Raw genomic sequence first — 21,600 nt, forward strand, 5'->3', positions numbered from 1 at the left:
TATAAAAGAAACAATTCCCTTTAATGGTAATATAAGTTATACTTTTATTTACAAGTATAACTTATAAAGAGGTAAACTTATGGGTAACAGTATGAATATTAGAAGTATGAATAAAGAAATAGATATGAGAAAAGAGATCATCGAATTAAAAGAAGAACTGGCTTCTTTTAATATAACCTTTAAAGATTTGGTTTCCTATTCACCTAATAATACATACACAAAGGAAGTTCTGTTAGATTTAGCTTATGCTTTAGTAAAAGATGATGTTATTACCTCATCAATAAATGATAATAAGCTTCTAAATGTAAAGTTAATATCATTAAGATATGGCACTAAGAAAAGGGTTATAAAAAAATGGAAAATATATATTACTGCCTTAATATTAATACTTCAACGAGATAAATATATCTATATAAAATCTTTTCTTCGAAGTTTAGAGGAGGATTATGATGAATAAAGAAGGTATAGTAATGGAAATACAAAAAGACAAGGTGGGCATATTAACCTGTGAATATGAATTCATTTATGTTAGCTATAGCAGCTTCCCCCCATCTTTAGGTTCATATTACACTGGTAAGATAATTAAAAAAAACCTTTTTGATAAATTGAAGAGATTATTGATTATAGCATTTATGTTAGTATTTTTAATGGTTCTATCCATAATAACATATTACTATCCTTAATGGATTTTCTTATATTTATAACCGCTAATCTCTGAAACCTTTTCCAAAAAAAAGTTTACATCATGAACTATTTTATCTTTTTCAGAAGGGTTAAGCTTTCCTCTTCCTAATCTATCGCTTATGGTTAACAATGAGAGTTCTTCTATATCTATTTCTTCTATCATTTCGCCTATACTTGCAAAAGGAAGGTCATTAATTACAAATAATGCCTGCATATGCCACCTAGTCATAGAAGAAACACCTTTAATGAGCTTTTCCTTTGTGCAGTTTAAAGCATTAAAAAACTCCATCACCATTTTTGCCCCTACTTTATCATGATCATAAGAAGTCCATCTATTTTTTCTTTTTTTAGTAGTAGGTTTTTTCCCTATGTCATGAAGTAGGGAAGACCACATGAGAATATCTTTTTCTTTACTTAGGGATCTTCTTCTTGCTGCTTCATCTACCACCATCATTACATGAACTAATACATTGCCCTCTGGATGATGCTTTGGTTCCTGTGGCACATCTTGTAAATCACTTATCATGGTAAAGGGATATATAAAATTATCCTTATTCTCCATGAAAAATTCCTTTAGAAAAATTGAAGGTTTTTCATCGTTAAGAAGATGTCTTTCAATTTCATTAAAAATTTGTTGCTTTTTTATAACTTCTCCTTCATTCATTTTAATTCCCCTCCATGAATTTATTCATTAATACATTATAGTATGACTTAAAACAACTAAAAAAATTAATTATTTTGCTACATAAAGTTTAAAATAAATTTTTATAAAATATTGATTTATTTATATAACATGCTAAAATTACATTGTCGGTATTCTTATGAAACCGAACATTAAAATTTTCCAAGGTTTGCCCGAATTATATCCTTTTGGAATAAGAACGGAGGTTTTTTTTATGGAAAGAGAATTGAAAAATCCAATTCATCTTAATACTAGGCAGATGGCAGTAGTGGGCATGCTATCTGGAGTAACTATCTTTTTAGGTATTTCAGGGTTAGGATTCATTCCTTTACCTAATGGAGTAAAAGCTACCATAATGCATTTACCTGTGATTATAGGTGCTATTATTGAGGGTCCTATAGTGGGAAGTATCATAGGACTAGCTTTTGGCTTATTTAGTATGTATCAAGCCTTTACCGCACCAACTCCTCTATCCTTCTGGTTCTGGAATCCTATCATAGCTTTGGTACCTAGAATACTAATAGCAATTACATCCTACTACATCTATAGCTTATTTAAAAATAAGTATAAATCTTTTGGTATTGGAGCTGCTGCCATTGTAGGGACACTTACTAATACCGTAGGAGTTTTAGGTCTTTCATATGCTTTTTATTTAGAAAGAATATCTAAGATCATAAACACATCCACATCTGAAGAAGTATTAAAATATATTATAGTAATAGGTTTAGCTAATGGTGTGCCTGAAGCAGCAATTTCTCTACTTATCACTATTCCAGTGGTAAGGGCAATATTAAAAATGAAAAAATAATATTAACCCAGTTTAGTTTACTAAACTGGGTTCTTTAATATAAAGGAGTTTAATTATGAAGGAAATTAATTTATGTGATATTGAAGATATTAAAATAGGTCATATGGAAAACTATGATGCTGGTACAGGTTGTTCAGTAGTAATTTGTAAGGAGGGTGCTTCTGCAGGTGTGGATGTTAGAGGTGGAGCTCCAGGCACTAGAGAAACAGACCTTCTAAACCCCATGGAAATGGTGCAAAAAATACATGCAGTTGTACTTTCTGGTGGAAGTGCCTTTGGCCTTGATGCTTCTTCTGGAGTAATGAAATATCTTGAAGAGAGATCTATAGGCTTTGATGTAGGCGTTACTAAGGTTCCCATAGTATGTCAAGCAGTGCTTTTTGATTTAAGCATAGGTGACTCTAATATACGACCAGATGCAGGTATGGGTTATGAAGCTTGTAAAAACTCTGAAAGCCCTTTAGAAGATAAAAACGGTAATTATGGCGCAGGTACTGGAGCCTCCGTAGGAAAAGTCCTTGGACCAAAATATTCTATGAAAGGTGGATTAGGTTCCTATGCCTTACAAGTAGGAGAGTTAAAGGTTGGAGCTTTAGTTGCTGTCAACTGCTTAGGAGACGTGGTTTCTTCTAGTACTGGTGACATAATAGCGGGAGGTCTAAAGGAAGATCTTAAAACATTTTTAAATACCGAAGAATACATGATCGCAAATTATGAAGAAATGAATAATGTATTTAATGGAAATACCACCATTGGGGTAATAATTACCAATGCAAAAATTTCTAAATCCCAAGCTAACAAAATAGCTTCTATGGCTCATAACGGATATGCAAGGGCTATAAGACCTGCTCATACCATGTTTGATGGAGACACCATATTTACCATGGGTACTAATAAAATCCAAGCAGATATAAATGTAATAGGAATGCTTTCAGCAAGAGTAATGGAGCAAGCCATAATAAATGCAGTATCTAATGCTAAAGGAAGTTACGGTTTAAAATCCTTTAAAGACTTAAATAATTAAAAAATTGGATTGAAATACATTTAAATAGCAAAATTACCTGAATTACTAATAGTTTTATAGTTTAATAACATAAAAAAAACACACAATATTATTACATCAACAAATTACTACTATATTTCTTAAAAGGAGGAAAAAACAATGGCATACAATAGAAAATTAGTTCCTGAAGCAAAGAGTGGTTTAAACAGGTTTAAACAAGAAGTTGCTAATGAGATGGGGGTAAATTTCACAGACTATAATGGAGAACTTACTTCTAGACAATGTGGTAGTGTTGGCGGAGAAATGGTTAAGAGAATGGTTCATCAATACGAAAATAACTTAAAATAGGTTATTTAATTTAAAATTTAGAATTTAAAATTAAGAATGAAGGGGGAAACTCGAAGAGTTTCTTCCAAATATATAAAAAAGAAGCTTCATCTGAAGCTTCTTTTTTAAGTAGTTCAAAACCAAGAACTCCCCTCAGGAGTTCTTGGTTTTATATTAATTAAAAGAAACTCCGCCAGGAGTTTCCTCCTTCATTTTAAATTCTCAATTGTCAATTCTAAATTACTATGTTTACATTTTCTTTTCTTCTGATAAAGCTAACATAAAGTATTTTAATGCGTCTCTTGACTCTCCCAGCTCATAATACATGGATCCCATATCTAAATATCTTTTATATCTATCTTCCTTACCGCCAAATTTTAAAAGTGCATCTAAAGATAGATTCATATACATTTCAGATTGAGAATACTGCCCTTGCTTTTGAAGTATTAAAGACTTCAGATAATATGCCTTCTCAATATACTTTATGTCATTACACTTAATTGCCTTATCTAGAGCTGTTTCACTTATTTTTTCTGCATATTCATAACAATCATTTTCAACAAGTTTTTCTACACAACTTATGTGAAATATTGCACTTAGTTTATCTTGTTCATTAGGTAAGATCTCTAGACCTTCTTTAATATATTCTAATGCTTTATCCTTCTCACCACACCTAAACATGGCATCTGCAAATCTTAGATAGCTTTTTGCCTTGCTTTTTGGATTATCCTTAAAAAGCTTTAAAGCTTTTTTTTCATATTCTTCAAACTTATCATTATTTAATCTTGCATTAAGTACAGCTAACATTTCATATACTGCACCTTTTTTTTCTTCACTCTTAAGATAATCTATAAGCTTCATATTATCATTAATTAATTTCATTGCCATATCATACTTTTTTAACATTAAGTAGCAAGAGGCTACATTAAATGTAGCTACAGCTATTCCTTGTTTATCCTTTTGTAGGTTTTCAGCTAGATGAGTCCTTATCTTATCATAGTAAATAAGAGCTTCGGAATATTCTTCATTAACATAAAAATATCTAGCTACATCAGAACAATAAATAAGAGTTCTATCTGTTGACCAAGATTTTTGAAGAAAATTATGATACTCAGAAATTTTTACTTGTATGCTTTCATATTTATCTCTAGAAAGATAATTAATAAAAAGCAAATGCATGAGTTCAAATGCTAAGTCGTAAAACTCATATTGTATGGCAAAATCCAAAGAGTATAATATATCATTTTCTATTTCTTCTTGATTTTTTGACACCTTTAACTTCTCTATATTGCTTTCGATTTGTTCATAAACATCCTGTTTAAGGTATTGAATATCTATATTAAGCTTGTTAGAAACCTCTTTCAATATCCAATCTTCTGCTTTTACCTTTCCATTTTCTATACAGCTCATTTTGGAAATTGAAATTTTATCTTCACATAGTTCTTTTAAAGTTATTCCCTTATATATTCGGGCTCTTTTAATCTTTTCCCCAGTTGACAATATTTCCATAAATTCCACCTATTTCAATCTATTTTCTTATTATTCCAGTCTTTCTAAATAAGCTAACTCCTTCATCAAGGAATTTAGCAGCTTCAGTATCATTTTTTCTGTCCATATAGAACTTACCAAGAATAATGGCTATTTCTGCAGCTTCTTTAAAACAATCCATACTTTTTGCATAGTTAAAAGCCAAATGCAAGGTTGTCTCTGCTTCTGAAATATCATCTTTTAATAGACTTACTCTATATTTAAGCAAATAATACTCAATCATATCTGAAACATTATTATCTTCTATATTATCTAATATCTCACCTAATACTTTATTACAACTATCTATGTCCTTTAGCTTTATATGATTTTCACAAATATTTATTAATGTTTCTATAAGCCTGCTATCTTTACATTGACTCCTTATTTCACGGGCTTTTTCGTAATGATTAAAGGACTCTTCTATGTTATCAAACTCATAAAATAACTTTCCTAAACTATTTTCTATATTAGACATTTTGTCCATGTCTTCTAACTCTTTATATATTTCTAATGCATTAGTAGAATAGTCTATAGCTTTGTCCAAATCACCTTTTTTACTATTCTCCTCAGAGATTAGCAGTAGTGACCTGGCATATTCCTTCTTATTACCAATTTGCATAAACTTCTCTTTTGCCAAATAAGAATAATTAATAGCCTTGTCTAAATTATCTAATTTAAAAAAGGTATTGGCAATATAAAAATATATTTTTCCAAGTAGAAAGTCATTGCCGATATTATTATCTATAAAAACCTTTTCTGCTTGTTGTAAATAACTATTAGAAGAATGATAGGCCTTTAATTTATATGTTATTTTAGCAAGAGAAAGGAAGGTTTCTATAACTTCTTCATTTTTATTATTCTTAATAAAGATGACATTCGCAGATAAAAAGAATTGCTGAGCCAAGGAATAATCACCTTTACTCATGTAAATTTTCGCCCTTAAAAATAAGTTTCTTGCTTTTCTATATTCTAGGTTATATTTTTCTGCATAATAAAGAGCTGTTTCTATTTTCTTTTCTGCGGAAATTAAATCACCACTAACAATATAAGCCTCGGATATCTGTTCAAAGAAAGTGCATATTTTCTCCGCTTGTGTTTCTTCAGATTCCATTAAATATTCTACTGTAGTTTTTAAGTTTTCAGCTAAATATTCTAAAAGATCCATAGAAGGATTAGATTTACCAGACTCTACTAAGCTAATTTGTCCTGGTGTTATTCTATCTCCAGCTAAATCCTTTAACGTCATATTTAATTCTTTTCTTTTGCACTTAATTTTTTCCCCTAAAGATAAAATCTCCATAAATAACTCATCCTTTACGTCTCTCTGTGTTTTATAAATATTAATAGCTATGTTACAAATTTTTACTATATTATAACATATTTTTTAGTGAAGAAACAATTTTAAATTAATTTATGTATAAAATTTAAATTAATTAAAAAGATTTTTTGTAAAAGCACTAAAAAAAGTCGGGAACACCCCGACTTGAAAATCTATTAGTTTAATTATTTCATCCAATGCATCATTCCATCATAAGTATCACTCATGGAATTAATCATTTTTTTACCTGTTCTTCTTATCATTCTTTGAGTTTTTCTATCCATTTGAGAAATAATAACTGTGCCCACAGCTGCTCCAACTAATGCTCCTGCAGTCATTCCAGACATAAATTTACCCATTTATCTCACTCCTTCTAAATTAAAGTATCTTTATGTCATTAGAATATGCAGTTTTTGTTTAAATAAACATTGTAATTATTGGTTTATATTATTCTTCCAAAGCTGATTTAGCTAAGCTATCTGCTAAATCATTATATTCATCTCCAGAATGACCTTTTACTTTTACAAAGCTAATTTTAATTTTTTTCATTTTATCCTGCATAAACTCATGGTATCCTTGAGTTATTATGTTATTTCTTTTCCATGTTCCCAAAGCCCAACTTTCTATGCCTTGATAGTCAAAATATATAGCTATTTCACTATAATCATTATTAATGGCAAACTCTACCGCTTTCATAGCTCCTAGCACTTCACCAGAAACATTTCTTAAGGCTGCCGCTTCTTCATTTTCACCTTTTCCCTTATCTTTAAATATAACCTCATTATTTTTAACCGCAGCTAATCCATAGGAAAATTCATTTTTAGAAGCACTATAGCTTCCATCCACATAAATTCTAAGCATATTATCCTCTTCTTCTAAGCTTTTAAAAGAATTTATTGGTGAATTTTCATGAAGGTTTAAATAATTTTCTGCATCTTGTAAAGTGGAAAAGCTTTTATAAAGTGCTCCCTTAAATCCTATCACTTCCTTTTTACAAGCTTCCCAGCTGGTTAAAATACTAGGTTTCCCGCTGGCACCCTTTGCCACTGCATAATATTTTGTCATTTCTATGCTCCTTTAAACGGTTATAATATCATCCATAAAGTTATATACCTTTTCTATTTTAGCCCCTGTAGTAAATCTCATCAAATAGGTTAAAGAGCTTTCCAATACCATTAAAATAGTATTATCTCCTTCCCAATTGGATAAAATTATTTCTTTTGGCACATCTTCAATAACTCTGCTTAATCCAAACACAGCTACTCCAATGTCATCAAGCTTACCTATAAAAGGTACCTTGTCCGGTATTATTTCATAAGGAGAAGTAATGTATGCTATGCAAAGTGCCAAGGTTACTTTAGTTCTTAGTTTAACCCTTTTGTCTTTAAATAATCTTATTAAGAGTGCTAATATATCTGGTATTACAAAAGCATAATCCGTTATATTTTCATATTTTTCAGGAATCTTTGCAGCTATATTATTTCTTACCTCGGTATATACATCAGAGGTTTTTTCAATGCTGTAACAAATAACCTCTTCACTATTATCCTTAGATTCTATAATCTCTTCATAGCTTGTTTCTCCAGTGGTGTCTGCTACGGTGTGGCTTTTTGATAAGAGTTCTCCTAAGGAAATATTTATATCATCTACCTTTACCTTCATAGCTCCTGGTTCCATTAATAACGAACTTATATCTAAAGATATGTATGGGATACTTTTCAATAGCTTGTCTACATCAATAATAATAAATTTATTTTCAAACTTAATGCCATCCTTATTTAACTTCTTTAAAGCAAATTTTATGGCCATATTTCTAATAAAGGATAAAACTCCTAACTTCCACAGTTTTATAGAATTAATTTTTAATTTAATAAGGTTTCCTTTAAATTCATAAATATTCACATCCACCTTAAAGTTAAGGTTTATAAGTGATTTGTAAGTGCCCTTTAAAATTATACTATTATTTAGAGTAATACTTTTTATGTTTAAATTATCCACCTTAACAAAATCATTAATAATACTTAATATATCTTTTTCTGTTAGTTTTACCTCCAGATTACTAATATGCACAGTGGTACATCCCCCTCCATAGAAAAATAAACTATTTAGTCAAGTTTTACTTCATAATTTAGTATACATTATATTCCTTTTATTATCCATACAAGGTTTCTACAAATTCTTCACTATACTCCCATAACTTACATTGGCAAATATTATGACTTTTATTAGACTTTAAAATATCAGTTATTATAATAGTAGATGTGGAACATATACACTTAATAACATTAAGTTAATGGAGGTTTAGAAATTAATGAATATACTTAAAAATAAAATATTACTAATACCCATTATAACTTCTTTATTGTGTATATCTTATCTTATTTATGATAATTATATTGTAAAAAAAGATACTCATGTAAATTATAGTGAATTTTTAAAGGATATGAACAATAATGAAATTTCTCAAGTAACCATAAAGGATAATAACACCTTAAAAGTATCTTTAAAAAATGGACATGCATACTCTACAGATAATCCTAATAGCTTAACTTTAAAAGAAAATTTATTAAAAGCTGGAGCTTTAGTTAAGGAGACTAATGGTACCCCCTTAAACAAAACAATACCTTCTACTTTGTTAGTTATTTCTGTACTTTCTATTATTTTTATGGCCTCTAAAGGCTTTAATGTATCTACTTCTCTATCTTCTATGGAAGTAACAGATAGTAAAGATAATATAAAAAGTAAATTTAATTTTACCTCTGTAGCTGGTAATGAAGAAGCAAAAGAAAGTCTTAAAGATATAGTAGATTTTTTAAAAAATCCAGAAAAATACAAAAACTATGGTGCTAGAATGCCTAAAGGTGTGATATTGTATGGAGATCCAGGAACAGGAAAAACCCTGCTAGCTAAAGCTGTGGCAGGTGAAGCTCATGTACCTTTTTATGCTGTATCCGGTTCAGACTTTGTTCAAGTGTATGTAGGAGTAGGCGCTGCTCGTATAAGAAGCTTGTTTAAAAAAGCAAAAGCCCAAGGAAAAGCCGTTATTTTTATTGATGAAATAGATGCTATAGGTAAAAAAAGGGATTCCGGGAAGTCTGGAGGTTCTGATGAAAGAGATCAAACCCTTAATGCTTTACTAACTGAAATGTCTGGCTTTCAAGATAGTGAGGGTATAATAGTGATAGCAGCTACTAATAGGCTAGATGTTTTAGATTCTGCACTATTAAGACCCGGCAGATTTGATCGTCATGTAGAAGTATCTCTTCCTGATACCGCAGCTAGAGAAAAAATAATCAATTTATATCTTAAGAATAAGCCTCATAAAGGTATAAACATTAAAAATACAGCTTATAAAACTACCTATTTTTCTGGTGCTATGCTAGAAAATCTTATAAATGAAGCTGCTATATTAGCTGCTAAAGATAATTCAGGTTTTATAGATGAACATCATATGGAAAAGGCTTTTTCTACAGTTATTGCAGGAAGTAATAAGATTGTAAGAGATTCTATAAAGGAAGAAGATAGAAAAATAACAGCCTATCACGAAGCTGGACATGCTTTGATTTCCATGCTTAAACTCCCAGAGGATGAAGTTACAAAGGTTACTATAATCCCCACCTCTAAAGGTGCTGGAGGATATACCCTAAGTATTCCTAAAGACTCTGCTTATCAAAATATGCAGTATTTAAAAAATAAAATTATGGTGCTTCTAGGCGGAAGAGCCTCAGAGGAGATAATATTTGGTGAAAATATGATAACCACTGGTGCTTATAGCGACCTAAACCAAAGCACAAAAATAATAACCACCATGGTTACAGAGTATGGAATGGGTAGCTCGCTAGGTTTATTAAGAAAATCTGCTATGGGTAGCTTGGGAGATGTTAATTCTAACGAAGTAATAGAAGAATGCAAGTCTACACTGGAAGAACTTTATAATGAGGTGAAGGTATCCTTAATGAATAATCTCACCAAATTAGAAAGAATGGCCAATGAGCTTTTAGAAAAAGAGACCTTATATGCTTCAGATATAAATAAAATATTAAAAAATAATTAAAGCAAAAGCGCTAAAGTTACTTAACCTTAGCGCTTTTATCATTACTTTAAAAATATTTAAAATCTCATTCAATATGAAACTAATTCCTAGGATATAAAATCACAGCAATTATAATTCCACCAATTAGGCCTCCTATGTGACCAAAATTATCTATGTTGGAAATAGAAAGGCCTAAAACTACGTTTACCACAATTACTGAAAGTATACTTCTTAAAAAATCCTTACCTATATGGTTTCTTTCTTTGTAGCCATAAACTAATGCAGCTCCTAGAAGTCCAAAAATAGCCCCTGAAGCTCCAATGGATAACGAAGTGGATAATCTGTAGCTTAAATAGCTAGAAGCTATGGCAGATAGTAAGTAAATAGCTATATATTTTATCTTTCCATATATCCTTTCTATAAGGTCTCCCAGCATATATAGAGCATACATGTTAAGGGTAATATGCATTAATCCTCCGTGAAGGAATGCCGCTGTGAGCAATCGATAATACTCTCCATGGGCTATGGAGAAATTTTCTTTTGCACCAAACCTGTATAAAACCATGGCATCTATATCTAAAATACTTCTAGATACAAAAGCAGTTATTAAGAAAATAATCACATTAATGCTAATTAAAATTAAAGTAAGATTTGAGGATCTTTTAATCCTTACTTTCTTTTTATTATCATCTTCTTTTAATAAGTTTACAATAAACTCCGTACCTTCATTATACTTTAATATAATATTGCTATGCTCATGCACTATTATTTTGCTGTAGCCTTGATTTTCTGAGGAATACTCTTGTGGATTATTGGTATAAATTACTGCATTTATATAGTAAGGCTGATTTTTTTCATTTAAAAATCTTGTTAAACTCATTATGTTAGTGTCTTCGTTATATGCATCAATGCAAACTATCGCGATAACACCTTGTTCAGTATACTTTAATGCAGCCCAAGATGAGTTATTGCTATTAAGGTCTGCATATTCTTCTATAGCAAATCCATAACTTTTTATAAGCTTATTAAATAATCTTTTTTCTTGTTCTTCTCTCATGCTCTCACCTTTTACTAATAATATTTGTCATATTTATTATATTATAGATGATGAACTTATTAAAAACAATTAAAAAGGAGCTAATGCACAATTAACTAATATAATTTTTGCGCATTAGCTCCTAACTTTTTAAATATTCTCTAACATATCTAAAAGCTCACTAAATCTTTTCATAGTTGCTTCTAAAGGTGCAGATGTTAACATATCCACTCCGCTATTTTTTAATATAGCTATTGGATAATGGGAGCCTCCGCTCTTTAAGAACTTTTTAAGGTCCTTAACTCCCTTTTCATTGTCTTTAAGTATAGCTCCTGCAAAGGCTGAAGCTGCAGAATATCCGGTAGCATATTGGTACACATAGAAATCTCTATAGAAATGAGGTATTCTTGCCCATTCTATATCTATCTCTTCGTCTACCACCATATCTTCTCCAAAGAATCTCACATTGATTTCATGCCATATTTCAGAATATTCCTTAGCTGTTAAGGACTGACCTGCTTCCAGCATCTCGTGGGTCTTCTTTTCAAATTCTGCAAACATCAATTGTCTAAATACTGTGGTTCTAATTTGTTCTAACTCTTGATTTATTAAATATAACTTCTTGTTAGGATCTTTTTCATTATCTATTAGGTAGTGAATAAGCAATATTTCATTGGTGGTGGAAGCCACTTCTGCACAGAACAATGTGTAATGAGAATATACATAAGGCTGTTCTAATCTTGAGTAATAAGAATGCAATGAGTGCCCCATTTCATGAGCTAAGGTAGAAACATCGTTTAGGGTATGATTATAGTTTAATAAAACATAAGGCATAGTATCATAAGTACCCCAAGAGTAAGCCCCTCCACGCTTGCCTTTACTTTCAAAAACGTCTATCCATCCATTTTTAACTCCATGGTCAAATATACCTAAATACTCTTCTCCTAGAGGCTTAAGTGCAGTCTTAACTATTTCTACCCCTTCTTCAAAAGGAATATCTTCCTGTTTAATATCTATAAGAGGCACATATAAATCATACATATGCATTTCTTCTAACCTTAAGAATTTCTTTTTTAATTTTACATACCTATGAAGCAGATTTACATTATCATTTATAGTTTTTAAAGCATTTTCATATACAGCTAAAGGTATATTATTAGGCTTTAATGAAGATTCTAAGGCAGAAGAATATTTCCTAACTTTAGATTCAAATATAAAAGCTTTCATAGAAGAGCTTAAAGAAGTGCCTAAAGTGTTTTTAAATTTTTTATAGGTGTTAAATAAACCTTCAAAAGCTTCTTTTCTTACTCTTCTATCCTTGCTTTTAATAAAGGTACTGTAGTTTCCTTCAGTCAATTCTACTTTATTTCCCTTTTCATCAATGATTATAGGGAAAGTCATATCTGCATTGGTAAGCATATTAAATATATTTTGAGGTGCTTCTAGATTATCTGAAACGGAAGCAAGTAATTCCTCTTCATTTTTAGATAATACATGAGGCTTAGATTTAATAAGATCCTTTAAGAAAAAGTCATAAAGTTTTAAATCTTCTACTTTTTCTATGGCTTCAAAGATATATTCTTCACTTAAAGATAGTATTTCTGGTACAAAAAAAGCATTTATACTATTAAGCTCTGCAAGGTAACTATCAATATTTCCCTTAAGAGCTTGATATGTGGTATTAGAAGTATCCTCGTCAGATTTTAAATGAGCATATACCATAAGCTTTTCAGCTAATCTTCCTAACTCTTCGCTTTCTTTAAGATAATTAACCAAATTTTCAGGTGTGTGTAACTTTCCTTGATATTCTTTAATAGAAGGAGCTTTTTCTTTTAAGGCTTTAAAATCTTTTTCCCATTCTTCATTATTGCTATAAATCTTTTCAATATTCCATTTGTACTTTTGTGGTATTTCTTCTCTTTTAGGCAATGTTTTTGTTTCAGCCATTTTACTACTCTCCTTTTACTTATATTCTTCTTCTTTTCCTAATATTTCTTTATAAGCATCCTTAAGGCTGCTTTCAATGATTTCTCCAATTAAATCTAAGTTTTTTTGTATTTCTTCCCTATCCTCGGTGTAAGGAAAGCTTACAATCCAGCTAGGATTATATTCATCATCCTTATCTTCTATTTTATAACCATTATTTGCAAAAGCCTCTTTAGAAAACACATAGAAAATAGCGCTGTATTCCCAATCTTCTACATCTCTATCCGTTTGAAAGTTAATAAAAATATCACTACCATCACAATAAAATTTAGTTATGTATTCAGCTCCCTGTGAAACTTCATAACTTCCCAGTTCTCTAAGGAACTTTTTATCTTTTGGATCTACTTCCATTAATACCAGTGATGAAAAATCCATCTTATACCTCCTTTTTAATTATTCATTATATTTTAAGTTTAACTAAGTATATATTTATATATTACCATAATTTTAATGTTTTTTATTCCTTATGTTATTGCAAATAATTTGCATGTCACAGTATAATTATAATATACTTATTTTATGTTAATAATCATAATTATATAGTCCGTAGGAGTTGATACCTTGATCCAAATAAATAATATAAGTTTTTCTTATACTGGAAAGACTCCTTATCTTCTCCAAGATATAGATCTTAATATACCTAAAGGTGCATATGTATCTATATTAGGAGAAAATGGGAGCAGTAAAACCACATTAATAAAATTAATACTAGGAATACTTAAACCTGTTAAAGGAGATATTAATATTTCCACAAAAAAAATTGGTTATGTGCCTCAAAAATTTGAAGGCTTTAACTCTCAATTTCCCCTTACAGTTAATGAACTTTTAAAAATTCATATGAAAACTAAAAATATAAAAGATGATAATATCTTGCAAAGCACTTTAGATTTAGTGGACATGGCCCCTTATAAGAATAAGCTAATTGGCAATCTTTCAGGAGGTCAGCAACAAAAAATATTCATAAGCAGAGCTCTAATGGGTAATCCTGAACTTTTGATAATGGATGAACTATCCACTGGAGTAGATGTTAAAAGCCAAAAGGAAATATACTCCATAATAAAAGATTTAAACATCAAAAAAAATATTACTGTCATTGCTGTAGAACATAACTTAAATGCTGCTTTAAAATATTCTACACATATATTAGATTTAGGTGAAGATATAAAATTATATTCCATAGATGAATATATTAACAAATTTAATAATGACAATATCTTTGCCATTAGAAAGGTAGAATAATATGCTAGAATTAGAATTTATGAAAAACGCACTTATGGCTGGATTTCTTGTGGCACTATTGTGCCCTGCAGTAGGAATTTTTATAGTGCTAAAAAGATACTCTATGATAGGTGACACCCTATCTCATTCCACTTTTGCTGGTGTAGCTATAGGTTTAGTGCTAGGGTATAATCCATTGCTAACAGCTTTTATTTATACTTCACTTTGCGCCATAGTAATAGAATTTTTAAGAAATTATTACAAGAGATACGCAGAAATGGTTATGTCCATCATACTTACTTTTAGCTTAGGTATAGCTATTATGCTGGTGAGCAGTGGAAAAGCTCCTGCTAATATTAATTCCTATTTGTTCGGCAGTATACTTACTGTTTCAAAACAGGACCTATATATGATACTCATAGTTACTGTTATATGCTTTGCTATTATAGGTACTTTATATAATAAGTTAATTTATGTAACCTTTGATGAAGAGGGAGCAAGCACTGTAGGTATTAGGGTAAAATTATTAAATTATGTATTTACATTAATGGTAGGAGCAGCCATATCTGTGTCCATAAGGGTTATGGGCATATTGGTAATATCCTCCATAATAGTGGTGCCGATAGCTACTGCTTTACAGTTTAAAAAGGGCTTTAAATCTAGTTTTTTCATCTCTATGGCTGTAGGGCTTATAGATATAATGTCAGGGCTTATCATATCTTATTATATAGATACTGCCCCAGGGGGTACTATAGCTGTGGTGTCAGTAATAGTACTTATACTCTCCATAATATTGTCTAATATTAATAAGAAGTCATAGCTTATAAGCTATGACTTCTTATTTTTACACTCCTCACAAATCCCTTTTAATATAAGGTGATGCTCTGTGAGAGTAAATCCTGTTTTATTTTTTACCAGCTCTTCTACCTGATGCATTGGACAAGGTACATCTATTTCTTTATTACATAATGAACATCTTAAAGTATGCATATGTGAGTTTTTCTTAATACAATAAGTATATCTTCCTTCACCTAAGTCAAACTTATCCACTATTTCTTTTTCTTCAAATAGTTCTAAGGTCCTGTAAACAGTAGATAAATTAATATCCTCGCCGGTTTCTACACAAGCATTATATATAAATTCAGCACTTATGCTATTTTCACTGTTCAAAATAATATTAAAAATAGTTCTTCTAGCCTTGGTAACTTTAATGCTATTTTGTCTAAGAACATTTTCTATATTCACAAACATTTCCCCTTAAACAAAACTAAAATTTATTTATGATTGTATTATATCACAAATAAAAATAAATTTCAGAATTATAAAATTATCATTTTTATTCCAAACACTATTAAAACAAATCCTCCTATATAATCAGCATATTTACATATAAATTCCACTTTCTTTAATGATCTAGCCAGAACATATGCTAGTCCACAAAATAAGAAGGTAATTACTCCTATGGTTATAGCAATATAGATAAGAAGATATAGATTAGCTATGGAGTTCAATGCTGTAAATCCTACTACCAAAGCATCTATACTAACTGAAATTCCTAAAATCAAGTACATACCTTTTTGTAATAGAAAGCCTCCTTCTTTCTTTTCCATGCCCTCTTTTATCATCATTATTCCAACTATTGAAACTATTACTCCCCCTACTATGCTAGGAATACAAACTACATACTTATTAAAAAGAAAGCCTGATATTCCTCCTAATAAAGCAAAAATAAATTGAAAGAAAGAAAAAGAAAAGCAAAAAATAATCTTATTGTATATTCTAACACTTCTATTTAATCCTATGCTTAAGGATACAGCAAAGGCATCCATAGCTACAGCCACCCCAATTATAATCCCTTGAATAAATCCCATTAATATCATTCCTTCGATATAAAAATTATCATATACCTATCTATAATCTCTTATAAAATATTTTATGCCACTTATATAATATATATAATTATTAAAATTATTTTTTTATAATATACTTTTAAAAATGCTTTTTTTATTATATAGTATTAAATAGTGTTAACTATTGTCCTATTTGTATATCATATTGTGATTTTGGAGGAGATTTATGATGTCTAATTGCATAATTGCTCAATCTGGGGGTCCTACCTCAGTAATAAACTCAAGTGTTGCAGGTTTAGTAGCCAGCAACTTAAAATACAAGATTTATGATAAAGTATATGCTGGCTTAAACGGAGTAGAAGGAATACTTAATGAAAAGATATTCGATATTTCAGCTTGTAAGGAAGATGACCTAAATACCTTTAAGTTTACCCCTTCTTCTGGCTTAGGTTCTTGTAGGTATAAGCTAAAAGATTTTAAAGAGGATGAAAGCGAATATAAAAAATTAATAGAGATATGTAAGAAGTATGATATAACTTCATTTTTCTACATAGGTGGTAATGATTCCATGGACACAGTGGCAAAACTATCAGCCTATGCAGAAAAAAATTCCTTGGCTATTAAGTTTATTGGTATACCGAAAACCATTGATAATGATCTCCCTATAACAGATCATACTCCTGGCTTTGGAAGCGCTGCAAAATTCATATCCACTGTAGCTCTAGAGACATACCTTGATGCTTCAGTTTATAAAAATAATGGTATATTTATCTTAGAAACCATGGGAAGAGATACCGGCTGGCTAGCAGCTAGCGCTTGCTTGGCAAAACTTAACGGACAACCTGTTGTAGATTTTATTTATCTTCCTGAAATTGAATTTGATACTGACAAATTCTTAAAAGAAATAAAAGAAAGATTTAATAAAAATAACCAAGTATATATTGTGGTATCAGAAGGTATAAAGAATAGTAGTGGTAGATTTATTTCTGAACTTACAGCCTATCAATCTCATGATAGCTTTGGACACTCCCAGTTAGGTGGAGTAGGCACAGTACTTAAAAACTTAATTATTGAAGAAGGCATAACCAAAAGAGTTAAATGCTTAGAACTCGGTGTTTTACAACGCTCAGCCATGCACTGTGCTTCTCAATTAGATATAGATGAAGCTTTTAAAGTAGGTTATGATGCTTTAAAACATTCCTTAGATAATTACAGCGGATGTATGGTGGCTATTAAAAGAGACAGTAATAACCCCTACAGCTCATCAAGCATTTTCGTAAAAGCAAAAGACGTTGCTAACCATGTAAAATATGTTCCTAAAAATTGGATAAACTCTCAATGTAACGGTGTAACTACTGAAATGGAAGAATATATAGCCCCCCTTATAGAAGGTATACCTAATATGGTTTATGAAAATAGCCTGCCTAAGTTCAAAGTTTTTAATAAGTAAGGACAAACTAATGGCATTCATATAAAGTAGTTGATAATTTAAAATTGAGAATTTAGAATTTAAAATGAAGGAGAAACTCATTCCATAATTTAAAATTGAGAATTTAAAATTGAGAATTAAGGAAAAAACTCACAGAGTTTCTTAGAATATATGAGAATAGAAAGAAGCTTCATCTGAAGCTTCTTTTTTGAAAAAAATACAAAATTAAAATTTTAATAAATTTTCTAGAAACACTAGAAAATACTTCAAAACAAAAAACTCTATTAGGAGTTTTTTGTTTTGTACCACTTTACAGAAACTCCTCATGGAGTTTCATCTTTTCTATATTAATTTGTAAGTTTTTCTGATTCTTTTTCAGAAAAACTATCCTTAATTCTACATTTTAAATTCTAAATTAAATTCTCTATTCTAAATTCTAAATTTTTTTATTCCTTACTATTTGTTCTATAGCATTTAAAAAATCATTAATTTCTCTCTTATTGTTATATAAACCTAGGCTTACTCTTACCATGCCAGGTTTACCTCTTTCTGGATGCTTTATATATTCTTCTATATCTTTATCTGATAGATTTAATAGTCTCTTCACATAAGGTCCAGCACAAAAACATCCATTTCTTACGGAAATACCATAGTCTTCTGAAAGTATCTCAGCCACTTCATTATGATACATGCCTTCTATATTAAAGGTTATAATACCTAACCTATCTTTTATATTTAAATTATCTCCATATATTTTAATGCCATTTATTTTTTTAAGCTCATGGCTTAAATAAGAAGTTAGTTCATCTTCCCAAAGGCTTACTTTATCCAAGCTTATTGAACTTAACTCCTTTATAGCGGAAAGTAAGGCTACTATACCCATAACATTAGGTGTTCCAGCTTCTTCTTTATGAGGTGGATCATCCCATATTACTCCATAGTCTGTAACAAATTTAACTGTACCTCCTCCTTTACATTCTGGCTCTCCTTTGTAAAAACAGTCTTTAGGTGTTATTACTACACCTATGCCAAAAGGTGCATACATTTTATGGGCAGAAAATACTAGATAATCAAGATAATCATTCTCGAAGGTTCCATCCATAATTACCCTTCTATGTGGTACTAATTGAGCTCCATCTACTAATATTTTGCAATTATAGGAATGGCAAATACATGCTATTAAGTGTATATCATTTACATAACCAGTAACATTGGAGGCTCCTGTCAATGTTAGTAACTTGATCTTTCCTCCACCCTGTTGAAGCTTTTGTATAAGATGTTCTATGGACAATCTTCCATTCTCATCTACTTCTACATACTGAACCTTACATTTATCCCTCCAAGGCAAGTCATTGGAATGATGTTCCATTCTGGTAGATAAAACTATTACGTCTTTACAATCTATAAGTCTATAAGCTAATTTGTTTATTCCCTCAGTTGTGTTTTTTACAAATATTACATTATACCTATCTCTGCTAGCGCCCACAAATTTCAAAATCGTATCTCTTGATTTTTCATAAAACTCATCACATATTTTTGATTTATACCCTTTTCCACGGTGTATTGAAGAATACCAGCTGGAAAATTCCACAATATTATTTATAACACTTTTAAAAGCAGGAGTAGTGGCTGCATTATCAAAATTTATTCCCATAACACTTTTTCCATTACTTAACGGTACAAGCTCTTCAATACCCATAAACATGTCTCTACAGTGTATAAGCTCTTCATACATATAAAAAACCTCCCTGCTATATATTATTAAAATTAATATAAATAGTGAAAATTCCTTTAATGGTATATTTTTATCTTTAGGAATTATTTACATATAATACAATATAATATAGTAACGTTATTAATGATGGAGGTTATTTATGGAGCAAGAAAATCACTACTTACAAGATTATGAAGATATTAGTTTCCAGCCCTTTACAACCTCTCCAGAGTACATACCCTATGGAGAAAGAGAAGGTTATAATTTTTATTATGAGCCACCTATGTACCCTATTCAAAGTGCTGCAACAATGCCCATGGTCAATGCCTTTAACCCTACTTTTAATATGTCAGGCTCTTTACCCATGCCTATACCTATACCTATTTACCCATGTAATGAATACCCTTTTAGACCTAACTTGGCAGTACCTATGCCTGGTTCTATAAATACTCCAAATTTAAACAGCTTAAATGATGGTAAAGGTACCGATGCAAATGAAGAAGATCTTACTTCAGAACTCTTTAAAGAATTGAATTTAAACATAGACGAAGATTACTATCCTTCAGAGGAAAGTAGAAATATAGAAAATGAAGTTAACAGTATACTAGAAAAAATTGAAAATAATAATATTTCTATTTTAAATACTCTAAAAGCTTATAAAGTTCCTTATCCTATAGCTAGACTATTAGTTAGAAGAATTGTTAGATTAACATTAATATATTCTAATAATCTATCTTATAAAGATTAAAGCATGCAGCAAAGGCTGCATGCTTTTATTATTCATATCTAAGCGCATCTATTGGATTTAATTTTGCTGCTTTCCTTGCAGGATATATTCCAAAGAATATGCCTACAGCAGAAGAGAAAATAATAACCATTATGACATCTTTAAAGGATACAGAGGGGGTTATCTTAGCAAAGCTGCCTATAACTGAAGCTCCTACAATGCCAAGTATCATACCTATAATTCCCCCCATAAGCGAGATTATTACAGATTCAGTTAAAAACTGAAGAAGTATTGCATTAGTAGTAGCGCCTATGGCTTTTCTAATACCAATTTCTCTAGTTCTTTCAGTAACTGATACAAGCATTATATTCATAACGCCTATTCCTCCAACTAACAAGGATATTGCTGCCACCGCCCCTATAAAAGCAGTGAAAATATCCATTACTTGATTAATTTGATCAAGTTGTTTCATTAAATTTTCAGCTTTATAAACTTCTCTTCCTCTATTTCCATGCCTGCTTTCCAATATGTTTAATGCTTCATTTCCGGCTTGTTCTATCTTTTCTTTGCTAGTAGCAGATATGGTAATATTGTCTATAACAAAATCGTTAGGGTAAAGTTGCATTAAAAAAGTTATTGGTGTCATTACGAAAACTGGCATGTTTTCATTGCCCCCAAACATTAAATCAGAACTTTTAGAAACTCCTATTATCTCCACCTTTTTTGAAGAGTTTCTATTGCCTAAATTTATACTTTTCCCTACCACATCTTTGTAACCAAATAAATCTTTTGCAGCTATTTCATCTATAACTATAACTGGCTTGCCTTCTGCATATTCTCTTTCATTAAAAAATCTTCCATAAAGAATTTCGGTATTTTGTATATATTTTAAATCTACCGATCCACCTGTTATCACAGCTCTCTTAGCTTTACTCTGAGAAGTTGCATTTCCTTGCTTGTTTACACCAGGAGATACATACTTTATACTGCTGCCTCTTTCTGTTAAGGTTCTTACATCCTCTAAGGTAAAGTAGTCAGAATTACTTGCTTTTTGAGGATCTATCTTAAGACTTAAGGTGGAAGCTCCTATCTTTTCAAACTCTCCAGTAATAGTGTTCTTTCCTCCTGCTCCTAGAGCAAGTATGGTTATTACAGAGCTTATACCTATTATTATTCCCAGCATGGTAAGAAAGGATCTCATCTTGTTGGATCTTATGCTATCTAAAGCCATTTTAAAATTTTCTAATAAAGTCAT

23 protein-coding genes are annotated in these 21,600 nt (G+C 30.5%); 10 read left to right on the forward strand and 13 right to left on the reverse strand.

Translation table 11 applies throughout. The annotated features are described in order from the left end of the window. The first annotated feature begins 79 nt into the window (after positions 1-79). Positions 80-457 (forward strand): hypothetical protein, encoded by a 378-nt coding sequence (locus BUA82_RS17285; protein WP_073011283.1) that lies wholly within the window; start codon positions 80-82, stop codon positions 455-457. Further along, positions 450-683 (forward strand): anti-sigma factor domain-containing protein, encoded by a 234-nt coding sequence (locus tag BUA82_RS17290; RefSeq protein WP_073011287.1) that lies wholly within the window; start codon positions 450-452, stop codon positions 681-683. The genes BUA82_RS17285 and BUA82_RS17290 overlap by 8 nt, the downstream gene beginning before the upstream one ends. On the opposite strand, the gene BUA82_RS17295 is transcribed toward BUA82_RS17290, so the two are convergent. After that, positions 680-1,348, reverse strand: coding sequence for an HD domain-containing protein (locus tag BUA82_RS17295; RefSeq protein ID WP_073011289.1), 669 nt, complete (start codon positions 1,346-1,348; stop codon positions 680-682). The genes BUA82_RS17290 and BUA82_RS17295 overlap by 4 nt on opposite strands. Before the next feature lie 232 nt (positions 1,349-1,580). Between BUA82_RS17295 and BUA82_RS17300 the strand changes: the two genes are divergently transcribed. The 3 genes from BUA82_RS17300 to BUA82_RS17310 all read left to right on the forward strand — a co-directional run bounded on the left by BUA82_RS17300 (position 1,581) and on the right by BUA82_RS17310 (position 3,525). Continuing rightward, a complete protein-coding gene (locus tag BUA82_RS17300) occupies positions 1,581-2,174 on the forward strand; it encodes an ECF transporter S component (protein WP_073011291.1) in 594 nt (197 codons plus the stop codon). Positions 2,175-2,229: 55 nt separating this feature from the next. Continuing rightward, entirely contained in the window at positions 2,230-3,198 is a 969-nt protein-coding gene (locus BUA82_RS17305) for a P1 family peptidase (RefSeq protein ID WP_073011293.1), read from the forward strand. 138 nt (positions 3,199-3,336) lie between these two features. Beyond that, complete coding sequence (locus BUA82_RS17310) at positions 3,337-3,525, forward strand: alpha/beta-type small acid-soluble spore protein (protein WP_073011295.1); 189 nt, start codon at positions 3,337-3,339, stop codon at positions 3,523-3,525. Positions 3,526-3,753: 228 nt separating this feature from the next. Here BUA82_RS17310 and BUA82_RS17315 read toward each other — a convergent pair whose 3' ends face one another. The 5 genes from BUA82_RS17315 to BUA82_RS17330 form a co-directional block, all read right to left on the reverse strand. Beyond that, positions 3,754-5,013 (reverse strand): transcriptional regulator, encoded by a 1,260-nt coding sequence (locus tag BUA82_RS17315; protein WP_073011297.1) that lies wholly within the window; start codon positions 5,011-5,013, stop codon positions 3,754-3,756. Between the two features lie 19 nt (positions 5,014-5,032). Beyond that, the gene (locus BUA82_RS17320; RefSeq protein ID WP_073011299.1) at positions 5,033-6,334 is read right to left on the reverse strand and encodes a helix-turn-helix domain-containing protein; all 1,302 of its coding nucleotides are present in this window, start codon (positions 6,332-6,334) and stop codon (positions 5,033-5,035) included. A gap of 203 nt (positions 6,335-6,537) precedes the next feature. Further along, positions 6,538-6,711 carry a hypothetical protein gene (locus BUA82_RS20835; RefSeq protein WP_178140772.1) on the reverse strand — a complete coding sequence of 58 codons (174 nt, stop codon included), beginning with the start codon at positions 6,709-6,711 and terminating at the stop codon, positions 6,538-6,540. A gap of 88 nt (positions 6,712-6,799) precedes the next feature. Further along, complete coding sequence (locus BUA82_RS17325) at positions 6,800-7,417, reverse strand: ribonuclease H1 domain-containing protein (RefSeq protein ID WP_073011301.1); 618 nt, start codon at positions 7,415-7,417, stop codon at positions 6,800-6,802. Positions 7,418-7,429: 12 nt separating this feature from the next. Further along, positions 7,430-8,422, reverse strand: coding sequence for a YkvA family protein (locus BUA82_RS17330; RefSeq protein WP_073011304.1), 993 nt, complete (start codon positions 8,420-8,422; stop codon positions 7,430-7,432). Positions 8,423-8,663: 241 nt separating this feature from the next. Between BUA82_RS17330 and BUA82_RS17335 the strand changes: the two genes are divergently transcribed. Beyond that, the gene (locus BUA82_RS17335; protein WP_073011307.1) at positions 8,664-10,406 is read left to right on the forward strand and encodes an ATP-dependent metallopeptidase FtsH/Yme1/Tma family protein; all 1,743 of its coding nucleotides are present in this window, start codon (positions 8,664-8,666) and stop codon (positions 10,404-10,406) included. A 79-nt stretch (positions 10,407-10,485) separates the two neighbouring features. Here the strand turns inward: BUA82_RS17335 and BUA82_RS17340 are convergent, their stop codons facing one another. The 3 genes from BUA82_RS17340 to BUA82_RS17350 all read right to left on the reverse strand — a co-directional run bounded on the left by BUA82_RS17340 (position 10,486) and on the right by BUA82_RS17350 (position 13,782). After that, positions 10,486-11,442, reverse strand: coding sequence for a rhomboid family intramembrane serine protease (locus tag BUA82_RS17340; protein ID WP_073011311.1), 957 nt, complete (start codon positions 11,440-11,442; stop codon positions 10,486-10,488). A gap of 129 nt (positions 11,443-11,571) precedes the next feature. Further along, a complete protein-coding gene (gene pepF, locus BUA82_RS17345; protein ID WP_073011314.1) occupies positions 11,572-13,368 on the reverse strand; it encodes an oligoendopeptidase F in 1,797 nt (598 codons plus the stop codon). A gap of 15 nt (positions 13,369-13,383) precedes the next feature. Further along, entirely contained in the window at positions 13,384-13,782 is a 399-nt protein-coding gene (locus BUA82_RS17350) for a DUF6762 family protein (RefSeq protein WP_073011317.1), read from the reverse strand. Between the two features lie 186 nt (positions 13,783-13,968). Here BUA82_RS17350 and BUA82_RS17355 point away from each other — a divergent pair, with 186 nt between their 5' ends. Continuing rightward, entirely contained in the window at positions 13,969-14,646 is a 678-nt protein-coding gene (locus BUA82_RS17355; protein WP_073011320.1) for a metal ABC transporter ATP-binding protein, read from the forward strand. 1 nt (position 14,647) lies between these two features. Next, a complete protein-coding gene (locus tag BUA82_RS17360; RefSeq protein WP_073011324.1) occupies positions 14,648-15,445 on the forward strand; it encodes a metal ABC transporter permease in 798 nt (265 codons plus the stop codon). A gap of 8 nt (positions 15,446-15,453) precedes the next feature. Here BUA82_RS17360 and BUA82_RS17365 read toward each other — a convergent pair whose 3' ends face one another. Both BUA82_RS17365 and BUA82_RS17370 read right to left on the reverse strand, forming a co-directional pair. Continuing rightward, positions 15,454-15,870 carry a Fur family transcriptional regulator gene (locus BUA82_RS17365; protein WP_178140773.1) on the reverse strand — a complete coding sequence of 139 codons (417 nt, stop codon included), beginning with the start codon at positions 15,868-15,870 and terminating at the stop codon, positions 15,454-15,456. A 74-nt stretch (positions 15,871-15,944) separates the two neighbouring features. Then, a complete protein-coding gene (locus BUA82_RS17370) occupies positions 15,945-16,496 on the reverse strand; it encodes a manganese efflux pump MntP (RefSeq protein ID WP_073011331.1) in 552 nt (183 codons plus the stop codon). Between the two features lie 208 nt (positions 16,497-16,704). Here BUA82_RS17370 and BUA82_RS17375 point away from each other — a divergent pair, with 208 nt between their 5' ends. Further along, positions 16,705-17,925 carry a 6-phosphofructokinase gene (locus tag BUA82_RS17375; protein WP_073011414.1) on the forward strand — a complete coding sequence of 407 codons (1,221 nt, stop codon included), beginning with the start codon at positions 16,705-16,707 and terminating at the stop codon, positions 17,923-17,925. A 415-nt stretch (positions 17,926-18,340) separates the two neighbouring features. Here the strand turns inward: BUA82_RS17375 and BUA82_RS17380 are convergent, their stop codons facing one another. Continuing rightward, positions 18,341-19,639 carry an aminotransferase class V-fold PLP-dependent enzyme gene (locus BUA82_RS17380; RefSeq protein WP_073011334.1) on the reverse strand — a complete coding sequence of 433 codons (1,299 nt, stop codon included), beginning with the start codon at positions 19,637-19,639 and terminating at the stop codon, positions 18,341-18,343. A gap of 139 nt (positions 19,640-19,778) precedes the next feature. On the opposite strand from BUA82_RS17380, the gene BUA82_RS17385 reads away from it, so the two are divergent. Next, positions 19,779-20,366: a hypothetical protein gene (locus BUA82_RS17385; protein ID WP_073011337.1), complete on the forward strand. Its 588-nt coding sequence runs from the start codon at positions 19,779-19,781 to the stop codon at positions 20,364-20,366. 28 nt (positions 20,367-20,394) lie between these two features. Here BUA82_RS17385 and BUA82_RS17390 read toward each other — a convergent pair whose 3' ends face one another. Then, positions 20,395-21,600 (reverse strand): ABC transporter permease, encoded by a 1,206-nt coding sequence (locus tag BUA82_RS17390; protein ID WP_073011340.1) that lies wholly within the window; start codon positions 21,598-21,600, stop codon positions 20,395-20,397.

It is taken from the genome of Clostridium amylolyticum (assembly GCF_900142075.1).
In the GTDB taxonomy this organism is placed as follows: Bacteria; Bacillota; Clostridia; order Clostridiales; family Clostridiaceae; genus Clostridium_AA; species Clostridium_AA amylolyticum.